Here is an 11,825-nt window from a genome sequence, read left to right as displayed (position 1 = left end):
CAGGTCTGTGTAATTTTGCACGGGCTTCTTTTTTTGGAGGTGAGCATAAAATGAGCAAAAATAGTAATAATCCAAAAAGGAACAAACCTAAGATACTGACCAAGTATGATCAATTTGTTGTGCCAAGGCTCAGGGATATTCCCGTTTGGGTACGTGAAGGGGCAACAGATGAGGAGATAGCAAAACGACTGAATATTCATATTTGGACGTTAGGCGATTATAGAAGGAAGCATCCCAAATTTGCTGAAGCATTGGAACGTCCAACCAAGTGGGAGACACATGTATATCCTCGGTTAGCGGAGATTCAGCAATGGTTCGAAGAAGGCATGAACGCGGAGGATATTATTAGGAAACTCGATATAGGTAAAACGACTTGGTACGAGTATATTGATAAACATCCGATGCTGGCTGAACTAGTCAAATGGAGCAGATCTGTCCCTATCTCACACGTAGAAAATTCACTTTTGAAAGCTGCTACAGGGTATGAATATGAAGAAATAAAAACGATTATTGAAGAGGACAAAAATGGAAAAAAGAAGACGCGCATTGAGAAAGTGAAACGATATCAGCCTCCCAATCCGACAGCGATGATCTTCTATTTAAAGAACCGTGCACCTAACGAATGGAATGATCGGCGTGAGTTGGTGGTGAATACGAAGGCATTGGAACAAGAACGGAAGCAGCTATTTTTGGATATGATCGAAGCGGATGTAGTGGATGCCGACTATGAGGCTATCGAGGAATCGGTCGAGATGGAGGAAGGATATGTGGAGCCGGATGATTCACAGCTATAACGTTATGCCGTCAGTATCTGTATAGATAAACGCCAGTTTTAGCCCTGAATTAGCCCCAAAATTGCCCAAACTAAGTGCATAAGATAAGTTATGTATGGAGTGGACTTTCCCCCACATCAACGGTATGATGTGACACACAAGCGAAGGGTGGGGGGAAAATGAAGTATATTCAAGGGTTTGAAGCATATTTACGGAGCAAGGATCGGAGTGAAAATACGGTTTCCTGCTATACTAGGGACGTATTGCAGTTTATAACCTGGTATCGGGGCAAGACGGAATATGGACTGGACAAGTGGATTGAATTGGATGGCGTGGAATACAAGAAGTATTTGCAAAGCACCAATCAAGCAATACTGACCATTAACCGTAAGATTGCCAGTATCAACGTATTTGCACAGTGGATGCACCAACAAGGCTATATTAAGGAAGATATACATATCGAAGCGGTTAGAAACAAGGTTGTTCACCAATACAAAGGGTTAGCGGAAAAGGATTTGTGGAAGCTGCGAAATGAAATTCACCGTATGGGCAATCGAATGCATATCTGCATGATTGAATTGCTGCTGGGTACAGGGATACGAGTAAGCGAATTGGTTGGTATTAAGCTGAAAGATATTGAAATCAGTGAACGTAAAGGTTTATTGAAGGTATTCGGCAAAGGAAACTCCTTCCGCACCATTCCATTAAATAAGGATGTACGAAAAGCTATTACTCGGTATCTTGAAGTCAGACCACACAGTGAATCAGAATATCTATGTATTGGCCAGCGAGGGTCTTTGGAGCGAAATGCGATTAACCTGATCCTGAACAAATATGGAGATCGGGTCAACGTAAAGGTCACGCCCCATATGCTGAGACATACGCTTGGCTATAAGCTGGTCAAAACGACTCCATTGACGACCATTCAGCAAATCCTTGGACATGATCACGTAGCCACAACCAATATTTATACCCTAACAACACAGCAGGATATGGCTGAAGCTTTGGCAAATATCGAGTGGTGAGAAGCCACTCTTTTTGTCGTGGATGGAGGGGGTCTTCTATGTAGATAAACGGAGCCGCCAGCAAAGGGCGCAGAAATTTTTGTGATGATTTTATAGTGAATGTGAGAAAGGAGCCGCAACAATTGAAACGATAAACCAAGAACAACAACGCCAAGCTGAGCTACTTAAGCAGTATATGGAGAAGCATTTTAGACCACCGAAAATGAAACAATTGATCGAGACATTCAGCTTCTCCGAACTAAGAAAGCTTATCGGTGAGATGGACATCGAATTTTTCGCTTTAGCCTATTTTCCTAAATACTTTGATCGAGCGTTTGGACAGTTTCACAAAGAGTTATTTTCGGAATTAAGACATATGCTTGCGAATACAGGACTGATTACAGCTTTCGGACTCCCAAGGGAGCATGGAAAGTCAACGATCAGTTCTTTTTTATTTCCGCTGTATGCGACTTTATATGATAAATCTCAGTTTACATTGATTATATCTGCCACAGAGCAGATTGCATTGCCGTTCCTCGATATGATCAAAGATGAGCTAGAAACGAATACGATGTTGATTGAGGATTTTGGGATTCGTAAAGGGAGCCGTTGGAACAACAATGAAATATGGCTGAAGAGTAAAGGTGGACTAGATTCTTGCATTATGATTCGTGGCATCGACGGTAGCTTGAGAGGTATCCATTACAAGCATCATCGTCCTACGCTGGTATTGATGGATGATTTGCTCAAAGAGGATACGGCTCGATCTGAAGCAAAACGAGAACAGATTAAAAATACATTTACAGATGTCATTCTACCTATTGGCACAAGGGATACGAATATTCTAATCTGTGGAACCATCTTGAATGAAGAAGACATCATGGCTGATCTGCTCAAAGGTAAAATACCAGGTGTGCGAAGTGTCCGTAAAGCAGCCGTGCTTCAATTTTCAGAGCGTGATGATCTATGGTCAGAGTGGGAGCGACAATATAATAATCTACAAGACGAGGATAGGATCAATACTGCCTTATCTTTTTTTATAGCTCATGAGGAGGAAATGCTAAAGGGAACGGAAATCCTGTGGAGCGAGTATTTGGACTATTATTATTTGATGTGCAAAAAGCAAGCGATGGGTGAAAAGAGTTTCTATAAAGAGCTACAAAATGATCCGCGCTCGACCGATGAGTACATATTTCAGAATCTCATGTATTGGGATAGGTTGCCTGAGTTTGAGGATATGGAAATGGCGATGTATATTGATCCAGCGATTAAAGCCGGAAAGAAGAATGACTATTCGGCCATTTCGATTATTGGACAGCATCGCAAAACAAAGCAGATGTATGTGATCGATGGCAATATCTATAAACTGTTGCCGGATGATTTATTTCAAGTGGCTATTGAAAAAATAAAGCTTTATCCTGTAGATAAGCTTGGTTTTGAGGTTAATCAGGCACAAAGTTATATGAAGCAAAAGTTTGAAGAAGAGTTATGCAAGGCGAAGATACATACACCCGTAGAAAGTGTGCATTCCAAGGGACAGAAGCATGAACGTATTATTAGCTTGGAGCCGGAAGTGAAGAAGGGTCATATTCTGTTCAATGCAGCGAATATTCGATATAATAACCAGATAAAGGATTATAACCGAAACTGCCAATATGATGATGCGCCAGATAGTTTATATGGGGCTGTTCAATTAATTCAATCTGTGAAGAGTCTGAAATTTTATGATCGTAGTTTGCTATTTTGAGACTTATGCTAAATTAGATGTAATTATATCTATTAATAGAAAGGAATTATAGAATGGAAAGATCAGTAATCAGCAGCTTAATTGGAGTGTTTACATATAATGAGGACTATATGGCGCTCGAGGCAAACGAAGGAAAAATACATTGGAGGTTAGATCTAAAAAATGGATCTGTTGATGTAGCCGAAATGATCAAAAGAGCAGAAGAACTTTTTTTATGTTTAGCAGACTTTGATAGAAAAGCAAGAGAAGCCATAGCAGAAGAATTGATTGAATGCAAAAATGATTTTTGGCCCGAGTATGATGAAAATGACGAAAATCTAAATTGGGATGCTGTGGATGCAGGTGAATATAATACAACGAACGAAAAATTTCAAGAATCAATAACGTTATATGATATCGAACTTAATACAAATGAAATATACTGTGAGTATGATGATGGAGATTTATTTGGTGGACATAGGATACATGCTTACTTCGATAAAAATTTCAAGTTATTAAGGGCTGATGTGTAAGTCAACACAAATAAACGCACTTAAGAAGCGCAGAGCTTGAAGTAACGTTAACGAAGAACGCTAGTGCAATAAGGAACTACCTAATTAGGTGGTTCTTTATTTATTTATTTATTTATTTATTTATTTATGCAACAATTACATTGCCCATTTTGAGAGGAAGAATCTATTTGCAAATTACGGAACAAATCGTATTAGAGTGTCTAAATGAACTCCACTCGATTGCATTAGTTAAACAGAAATATGCAGATTACTATAATGGTCAGCATGCTATTCTCAAGAACTATGCGATGCAAGAAAGCCGAAGCAATCAAAAGCTCATTTTCAATTTCCCTCGTAAGTTTGTAGATAATGAAGTCGGTTATCTGCTTGGAAAGCCAGTAAACTATGTGTCCAAGTCAGATCAGGATGAAGTCATACATAACATAGATGTACATATGAGTCATTGGGATAAAGAGCACAATCTACAGCTTCGGAAGCAATCCGAAATATTCGGTGAGAGTTTTGAGTTGAACTATATCGACTCCGATGGTCAGTTCTCAGCCACAGTATTATCTCCATTGAATGTCTATGTGTTGGAGGATGGAACAGCAGAACGAAATGTATTACTAGGCTTACATAAATTTACCCGTCGATTCGATAAGCAAGTGTATTTGGACGTGTATACCGACCATGAGATTCTACACTATACAATCAGTAGCGATGGCAAACCCATTCAAATGAGGCAAAACCAATCACCCGAGCTGAAATATATCGGCAAACATAATCACATCTTTGGAAGAGTCCCACTTATCTCCTGTCCAGCTAATACGGAGAGGAAAAGCGGATTCCAGGATGTGATTTCTTTATTTGATGCCTATAATGCGCTGAATTCCGATTTGGTCAATGAAATTGCAGATCATCGTAATGCCTATCTCGTGATTGAGAATGCAAAGTTGGAAGCAGAGGACTTATTGAATATGAAGAAGATGGGTATTATTCAGGTTCCCGCTGGTGGGAAGGTAAGTTGGCTTACGAAAGAGATTAACGATTCCTTTGTGAAGAATGAATTGGATAACATCGAACGCAAAATTTTCGACATGATGGATCAGGTTAATTTTAATGAAAACTGGGCCAGCAATACCTCCTCCCTGGCGCTGCGAAATAAGCTGCTGAATTTGGAGAATCGAGTGGCAATGCGTGAAGCATTAATGGAGAAGGCAATCAAGCAGCGTTTACGGAATTTCTTCACGTTCCTGAACATTAAAGAAGGTGTGCAATATGATTACCGTGATATCGCTGTGAAGTTTACTCGTAACTTGCCGACAGATTTGGTTGGGATGGCTGATGTGATTGTTAAACTGAAAGAAGTGGTCTCTCAGGAAACGTTGCTTACATTGCTTCCATTTGTGGAGAATCCGAAGCTGGAATTCAATAAATTTCATTCGGAGCAGCAACGATTAGTTGGTACGGATAAGGAGGTATTGGATGCAGAATAAAAATAGATTTAAGCGGCTGGTGAAGAATAATTGTGCCTGTTATCTCGGAGCGAAGCACGGTATCTCAAATTATTGCTGTTTACAGGATAGTCCCTGTGTATTTTTCGCTCAAGATGATTCTCTGCCTCGATGTACATATTTTGAAAATGGGGTTTTACCCATAGATGAAAAGTTAGAACAAGAATATAAGTCTGAGCGGAATGTAGAATCTGAATTTAAAACAGTGCAACCGAGGGTGAACTGTCCGAAGTGTAGGTCTACATTTTCAGCTAATTCGAATCGACAGAAATATTGTGAGAAATGCAGAGATAAGAATACGAACGAAAAGTCGAAGTTACGGATGCGCCAGATGAGAAAAAGCAGGCTTGATGTTACGCTTTAGGCTATCAAAAAGCTATATAAACAAAGGATGAAAAACAGGTGAAAGTGGGGAGTGGTATGTTTGTACCTTTTCCTCGTTTTTGTGATTTCTAATGCGTTACATTGCTGTCCTGAGCATGACATTAAAAGGCTCTATACATACATAAGCGTGTTCGGTTCTATAGAGTCGAATGGGCAATAAAGGAGATTATCGAAAATGAAGTTAGAGCAAGTAAAGCAGTTGATTCAAGAGAACCAAACAAACGAGGAGTGGCAAACGTATCTTCAGGGTTTGAATCCGTATAGCGTAGAAGGGATAGAGCAATACATCCAATCTAATCAGCAAGCAAAAAGTTGGTTCGATAGCACGGTGGACAAACGATCAGCTAAATCGCTGGAAACATGGAAAACCAGTCATCTGGAGAGTGCAGTGGATGCTGAGATCAAGAAGCGATTCCCGGCTAAGGATGAGAAAGAAATCGAAGTTGAGAAGCTACGAGCCGAAGTGGAAAATATGAAGCTAGAGAAGCAGCGTGAACGGTTAACCAGCCAAGCGATCAAAATTGCATCCGAAAAGAAACTTCCACTTCCGTTAGTGGATTTTTTTATTGGTGCAGATGAAGAAGTGACAACAGCGAATTTGACTATGTTAGAACAATCGCTGCAAGTGGCTGTACAGCAGCAAGTCGAGCAACGACTCAAAGGAGATGGCTATACTCCTCCGGCTGGTTCAACAGGTAGCACATTTACATTAGAAGCGATTAAAGGTATGTCGCCAAACGAGATCAATCAGCATTGGGATCAAGTCAAACAAGCATTACAAAACAAATAATAATCAATAGAAAAGGACAGGGTGATTAAATATGACAGTACAGAATTTTATTCCTACGATTTGGAGCGCACGTTTAAATGAGAGTTTGAAGAAGAATCTGGTGTATGGGAACGTGGTCAACACCGATTATGAAGGTGAGATTCAAGGCCAAGGCTCCACCGTGAAAATTAATTCGATTGGGGCAGTAACAATTGGTAACTATGATAAGGTGGCAGGAATCGGGAATCCACAGGAACTGGATGCTACGCAAAAGACGCTGGTGATCGATCAGGCGAAGTATTTCAATTTTCAAGTGGATGATGTCGATGCCGCTCAAGCGAATGTAAATCTACTAGATGGTGGAATCGTGGAAGCCTCCTATGGACTGGCCAATGTAGTGGATCAGTATCTTGCTGGATTTTATACGGAGGTTAAAGCTGAGAATACGATGGGTAACGATACAACGCCTGTAACTCCCACGAAAGATACAGCCTATGATTTGCTGATTGATTTAGGCGTGCTGCTGGATGAGAACAATGTGCCCGAAAGCGAACGTTTTGTGGTGATTCCTGCATGGTACTATGGCTTGCTTTTGAAGGATGCACGCTTTACCAAAGACCTGAATATTATCCGCACAGGCTATGTGGGAGATATTGATGGCATGACCGTTTATAAATCTAACAATGTGCCAAATACCGCAGGAGCTAAGTATAAAATCATCGCAGGTCATAAGAGTGCCATTTCGTTTGCCGGGCAAGTAGATTCGGTGGAAGCATTCAGACCAGAGAAACAATTTTCAGATGCAGTGAAAGGATTGCAGGTATTCGGAGCTAAATGTATCAAGCCGGAAGCTCTCGCTGTACTCACAGTCAATAAGTCTTAATTGAAAATGAGATCACATGAAAACACACTATATATAGAAGAAACACGTTTGGGGTATCCGTTTTGGATGCCCTACTTTTCATTTTTGGAGGGATAAAAAGATGTGGTTTTTGAATCAAGAGACAGGATGTATATGGGAAGTCACGGATCAGGATCTGTTGCTGCGTTTACAGGTTAATGATCATTATGAGCAAGTGGATGAGCCTAAACCAGATGAGGCTGAGCAAGATTTACCCCAAACGAAAGTTCAAGCTACCAAGAATATGAAACGTAACGAGAAGGCGCAGGCAAAGGAGGAACAGGAGACAGCACATGAGTGAGCTAATGAATTTGATGAAGCGATTATTGAGTATGGAATCAACAGACATATCCAAGGATGATATCCTGATCCACTATTTGAATAAAGCGAGGAGTAATATTTATGGCTATTGTAATGTGGCAATACTCCCTGCGGAATATGATGATGTTATGGTCGATTATGCGGCGTATCTATTTAAAAATCGGGATTCGGTTGGTCTAATAGATAAACAGGAGGGAGAGCGATCTGCTACCTATGAAATAGGCATTCCGACAAGTATCCGGCTTGCTCTTCCTCTACCTAAAATCAAGGTTGGAACAGATTAATGTTCTATGATACGAAGCTGGAAATTTTAGATGATACTCATTTCAAACCTATTCTGTCGATGATGGCAGATGTACAACCTTATCGCAAAAGCTTTTCATTTGAAGATGGTTACATACTAGAGACGACATATCGAGCTTTCTGTCCACTGGAATCCTTATTGCAATTAAACGGCTATGTTCGAATTGGCAAGGATGTCTTTATTATTTTGGACATCAAGGAATGGAGTGATTATGTGGAGTTGTACCTGTATCGCTGCAAGCCGGATTTTAAATTGGAGGTGGTGGAGTGACACGGAGCTTAGAGCCGATGCTTGATTTCTTCCTACGAGAGAAAGGCGAACTTGTGCATATCAACAGTGTAAAGCAGCTTGTTCTGATCCGGGATGCGACAGATACCATTCAAATGACTGATGAAAAAATTATTCGTGCAGCAACACCCTTACATACAGGTGATATCGTGGATTATCGTTATGAACGTTATTTAATTACTAGTCAGGTGGATCGAAATGAACAGTCTTGTCGAGGCAGAATGAAAAAGTGTAATCAACGGCTAGCTTTAAACTGGGATGGACAAGTGAAATGGTTTGATGCTGTGGTAGAAGCCAGAACGTTTTCAACGGAAACAGGTAAAGTTATCTCCATACCAGATGGAAACATCCTGGTCAGTCTACAGGATAACACAAATACGAAGGGCATTACATTAAGTCAACGATTTTATATGATTCATCAGCCGTTTAAAATAGTTGGAATTGACCGTACAATGAATGGCATTATCCTGTTAAGCTGCACATTAGATAGTATAAATACAGCTTATGATGACGTGGAAAATAACATTGCAGACCGATGGAAGTATGAGACTGCTCACACATACGCATTACATATCAATCAGGGAACGATAGCCCATGTGCTGCTCAACGAAACAATACAGTTAAATGTGAGCGCTACGGATAATGGAAATGAGATAGCCAATCCAGCCATAACTTTCATTTCAAACGATCCGAACGTGGTCAGTGTAGATCATCAAGGTCAGGTTATGGGTATCGCTTTGGGACAAGCAAGCATCACCGTAAAATTAACGTATCACCCTACGATACTGAGTACGATTGAAATGAGAGTCGTCGAAACGGGAACGCATATCTATTCGATAGCCATTACTGGTAATCCCATCCTCAAAACAGGCCAAAGCGCCTCATACGTCAGTCATATCTATGATCATGGAGTAGAAGAGTTTGACCAGTGGGTAGAGTGGAGTCTACGAAATCAAGATGATTCAACTCCGATCATGGGGAGCATGACAGCGAGTACAGGAAATAGCGTAACCATAAAAGCAGGAAGCAGTAGTGGAGCGAACAACAAAGTCCTTGTGTTGACAGCCACCTTAGTAAGCGATCCTGGTATTACCATAGAAAAGACCATTAGCCTTAAGAATTTATTCTAAGCATTATATCTATCGGCTTGCCCTAGAGGTGAGCCATTTTTATTTTAAAGGAGTACATACATATGCAACGAAAATCCATCGACTACCTACTCAGTCTGAGCCTATTGAAGCAATTGAGATCACAACATGTCATTACAGAAGAAGAGTTTATAGCCATTGATGAGCTGAATAAAAAGTCTTTTAAGTAGCTATAACATGGGCAGAAATGGACTTGATGATGTGCCGTAAGCATTATACCATGTGACCGTATAAAGAAGATATCGAAGGGAGAAACACCTATGGCACAAGCCGCAACCGCAAAAAAAGTCGTCGTTGTTCCCATTAAAACGATGGACATCGTAGAGGGAATCCAATCTATTCAAAAGAAGAAAGTCGCTGCCTATTGCCGGGTCAGTACAGATTCCGAGGAGCAAAAGGAGAGCTATACCAATCAGGTCAATCATTATACAAAGTACATTCAAAACAACTTGGAATGGGAAATGGCTGATATTTACGCAGATGAAGGCATCACCGGAACCAACACTAAAAATAGAACACACTTTAATCGCATGATACAGGATGCCCGAAACGGTAAACTGGATCTCATACTGGTCAAGTCGATTTCGAGGTTTGCTAGGAATACACTGGATTTATTGAAATATGTACGGGAACTTAAAAGTCTTGGAGTGGCTGTATTCTTTGAACGAGAAAATATTAATACACTGGATACCACAGGTGAGGTATTGCTAACCATCCTGAGTTCCCTTGCCCAAGATGAGAGTCGAAATATTTCTGAAAACAGCAGATGGGGAATACTACGAGGCTTCCAAAACGGCAAAGTCTTCTGCAACACCACTCGCTTCCTTGGCTATGATAAGGATGAACATGGTGAACTGGTCATTAATGAGAAGGAAGCCGAGATTGTGCGTCGTATATACGAGGAGTATTTAGATGGTAAAAGCTATCAGGCGATTGCTAGAGGATTGATGCGAGATCACATCAAAACGGCTGCGGGAGGCAGTAGATGGTGGGACTCCTCGATTACATTAATCTTGACGAATGAGAAATATTACGGAGCCTTGCTTCAGCAAAAGACGGTAACCGTTGACTTTCTAACCCATAAACGGATCAAGAATAAGGGACAAGAGCAGCAATATTTTATAGAGGATAACCACGAACCGATTGTATCCAAGGAAATATTTGAAGCGGTGCAAAAGGAGAAGAAACGGAGATCCAAGCTGAAAGGGAGTGTGATGGGGGAGAGCAAAAGATACTCCAATAAATACGCACTGAGCAGTAAAGTATATTGTGGATGCTGTGGAACCATTTTTAAACGCCGAACCTGGAACAGCAATAACCCATCCAAGAAGGTCGTATGGCAATGTCGAACCAATGTCAATGAAGGAAAAGCGGCGTGTGATGCCAAATCAGTCGATGAACAAGTTTTACATTCCGCGTTTGTACGATTGTTCAACCGGATGTATAAGAATAAGAAAGGATTCATTAAAACGCTGAAAGCCAATATTGTATCGGTACTTTCCAGCAAACCAGGGCAAGAACAGCTATTGGACATTGAAGGAAAGATACAACAATTGAAATCCGACTTGAAGGAATTAGTGAATCTCAAGCTACGGAATCAGATGGATGAGACGGTTTATGATGAAGAAACAGCTAGACTTTCCAATGAGCTAAACGAGCTAAGACAACATAAGCTGATACTAGAGGAGGAAGAGGATCAGAAGGAAAAAATCAAGGAACGTGTCGATGAGATTATTCAAGTACTAAGCTCACGGCAAGATATACTAGAACAATTTGATGATAACCTATTTAATGCGTTGGTGGAGAAGATCACGATTCTCTCACCAGCGCATTTTGTATTTACCTTGAAAAGTGGAATGAGCATAGATGAAATTATAGAAGATTAATAGAATCATAGGCTAAAGTGATCAAAAGCTAACGAGTAACTGTGGGTTGTATGACGGGAAGAATCAATCGAATCCCGTCTTTCACTCCTTCCATATAGATGGACTGTTTGTCCTGACTTAGCTGATAGCCTATTGCTTCTTCCCATTCGGATAGCAGACGTTGGGTATCCTCGTTTTGGTTGGTTTTGAATCGATCCATTTTAGTGAATAGATTGTTGTTCTCTGATGAACATGAAGCTTGTTGTTCACTGGCTAGTTCTATCTGATAAAAACGTTGGCGTAATGCTTCTTGAAA

General features: G+C 40.6%; 14 protein-coding genes. 13 read left to right on the top strand and 1 reads right to left on the bottom strand.

Going from position 1 to position 11,825, the window contains the following annotated elements:
• Positions 1-50: 50 nt before the first annotated feature.
• The 13 genes from KQI_RS0120270 (at position 51) to KQI_RS0120205 (ending at position 11,530) form a co-directional block, all read left to right on the top strand.
• The gene (locus KQI_RS0120270) at positions 51-794 is read left to right on the top strand and encodes a hypothetical protein (protein ID WP_010348698.1); all 744 of its coding nucleotides are present in this window, start codon (positions 51-53) and stop codon (positions 792-794) included.
• Between the two features lie 158 nt (positions 795-952).
• Complete coding sequence (locus KQI_RS0120265) at positions 953-1,798, top strand: tyrosine-type recombinase/integrase (protein ID WP_010348696.1); 846 nt, start codon at positions 953-955, stop codon at positions 1,796-1,798.
• 355 nt (positions 1,799-2,153) lie between these two features.
• On the top strand, positions 2,154-3,524 hold the full coding sequence (gene terL / locus KQI_RS0120260; RefSeq protein WP_241763981.1) for a phage terminase large subunit: 1,371 nt from the start codon (positions 2,154-2,156) through the stop codon (positions 3,522-3,524).
• Positions 3,525-3,577: 53 nt separating this feature from the next.
• Positions 3,578-4,036, top strand: a complete 459-nt coding sequence (locus tag KQI_RS0120255; protein ID WP_010348693.1) for a DUF2262 domain-containing protein — start codon at positions 3,578-3,580, stop codon at positions 4,034-4,036.
• A gap of 167 nt (positions 4,037-4,203) precedes the next feature.
• Positions 4,204-5,511 carry a phage portal protein gene (locus KQI_RS0120250; protein ID WP_010348691.1) on the top strand — a complete coding sequence of 436 codons (1,308 nt, stop codon included), beginning with the start codon at positions 4,204-4,206 and terminating at the stop codon, positions 5,509-5,511.
• 577 nt (positions 5,512-6,088) lie between these two features.
• On the top strand, positions 6,089-6,703 hold the full coding sequence (locus tag KQI_RS0120240) for a DUF4355 domain-containing protein (RefSeq protein ID WP_010348689.1): 615 nt from the start codon (positions 6,089-6,091) through the stop codon (positions 6,701-6,703).
• Between the two features lie 31 nt (positions 6,704-6,734).
• Positions 6,735-7,565: a phage major capsid protein gene (locus tag KQI_RS0120235; RefSeq protein ID WP_010348688.1), complete on the top strand. Its 831-nt coding sequence runs from the start codon at positions 6,735-6,737 to the stop codon at positions 7,563-7,565.
• Between the two features lie 100 nt (positions 7,566-7,665).
• Positions 7,666-7,884, top strand: a complete 219-nt coding sequence (locus KQI_RS0120230; RefSeq protein ID WP_010348687.1) for a hypothetical protein — start codon at positions 7,666-7,668, stop codon at positions 7,882-7,884.
• On the top strand, positions 7,877-8,188 hold the full coding sequence (locus KQI_RS0120225) for a phage head-tail connector protein (RefSeq protein ID WP_010348686.1): 312 nt from the start codon (positions 7,877-7,879) through the stop codon (positions 8,186-8,188). Before KQI_RS0120230 ends, KQI_RS0120225 begins: the two co-directional genes overlap by 8 nt.
• Positions 8,188-8,478: a hypothetical protein gene (locus tag KQI_RS0120220; RefSeq protein ID WP_010348685.1), complete on the top strand. Its 291-nt coding sequence runs from the start codon at positions 8,188-8,190 to the stop codon at positions 8,476-8,478. The genes KQI_RS0120225 and KQI_RS0120220 overlap by 1 nt, the downstream gene beginning before the upstream one ends.
• Complete coding sequence (locus KQI_RS0120215; protein WP_010348684.1) at positions 8,475-9,626, top strand: Ig-like domain-containing protein; 1,152 nt, start codon at positions 8,475-8,477, stop codon at positions 9,624-9,626. The genes KQI_RS0120220 and KQI_RS0120215 overlap by 4 nt, the downstream gene beginning before the upstream one ends.
• A gap of 62 nt (positions 9,627-9,688) precedes the next feature.
• Positions 9,689-9,814: an SHOCT domain-containing protein gene (locus KQI_RS29550; RefSeq protein WP_010348683.1), complete on the top strand. Its 126-nt coding sequence runs from the start codon at positions 9,689-9,691 to the stop codon at positions 9,812-9,814.
• 90 nt (positions 9,815-9,904) lie between these two features.
• Positions 9,905-11,530 carry a recombinase family protein gene (locus tag KQI_RS0120205; RefSeq protein WP_010348682.1) on the top strand — a complete coding sequence of 542 codons (1,626 nt, stop codon included), beginning with the start codon at positions 9,905-9,907 and terminating at the stop codon, positions 11,528-11,530.
• 28 nt (positions 11,531-11,558) lie between these two features.
• On the opposite strand, the gene KQI_RS29045 is transcribed toward KQI_RS0120205, so the two are convergent.
• A partial coding sequence (locus tag KQI_RS29045) for a hypothetical protein (RefSeq protein ID WP_010348681.1) occupies positions 11,559-11,825 on the bottom strand: 267 nt, incomplete at its 5' end.

This window comes from Paenibacillus peoriae KCTC 3763 (assembly GCF_000236805.1).
Taxonomy (GTDB): Bacteria; Bacillota; Bacilli; order Paenibacillales; family Paenibacillaceae; genus Paenibacillus; species Paenibacillus peoriae.
The sequence above is the reverse complement of the archived record's forward strand: the minus strand, read 5'-3'. Positions and strand labels throughout refer to the sequence as shown.

What these genes read in the sequence shown, in the direction of transcription:
- KQI_RS0120270 (WP_010348698.1), top strand. Translation starts at nt 51, where the DNA reads ATGAGCAAAAATAGTAATAATCCAAAAAGGAACAAACCTAAGATACTG.
- KQI_RS0120265 (WP_010348696.1), top strand. Translation starts at nt 953, where the DNA reads ATGAAGTATATTCAAGGGTTTGAAGCATATTTACGGAGCAAGGATCGG.
- terL (WP_241763981.1), top strand. Translation starts at nt 2,154, where the DNA reads ATGCTTGCGAATACAGGACTGATTACAGCTTTCGGACTCCCAAGGGAG.
- KQI_RS0120255 (WP_010348693.1), top strand. Translation starts at nt 3,578, where the DNA reads ATGGAAAGATCAGTAATCAGCAGCTTAATTGGAGTGTTTACATATAAT.
- KQI_RS0120240 (WP_010348689.1), top strand. Translation starts at nt 6,089, where the DNA reads ATGAAGTTAGAGCAAGTAAAGCAGTTGATTCAAGAGAACCAAACAAAC.
- KQI_RS0120235 (WP_010348688.1), top strand. Translation starts at nt 6,735, where the DNA reads ATGACAGTACAGAATTTTATTCCTACGATTTGGAGCGCACGTTTAAAT.
- KQI_RS0120230 (WP_010348687.1), top strand. Translation starts at nt 7,666, where the DNA reads ATGTGGTTTTTGAATCAAGAGACAGGATGTATATGGGAAGTCACGGAT.
- KQI_RS0120225 (WP_010348686.1), top strand. Translation starts at nt 7,877, where the DNA reads ATGAGTGAGCTAATGAATTTGATGAAGCGATTATTGAGTATGGAATCA.
- KQI_RS0120220 (WP_010348685.1), top strand. Translation starts at nt 8,188, where the DNA reads ATGTTCTATGATACGAAGCTGGAAATTTTAGATGATACTCATTTCAAA.
- KQI_RS29550 (WP_010348683.1), top strand. Translation starts at nt 9,689, where the DNA reads ATGCAACGAAAATCCATCGACTACCTACTCAGTCTGAGCCTATTGAAG.
- KQI_RS0120205 (WP_010348682.1), top strand. Translation starts at nt 9,905, where the DNA reads ATGGCACAAGCCGCAACCGCAAAAAAAGTCGTCGTTGTTCCCATTAAA.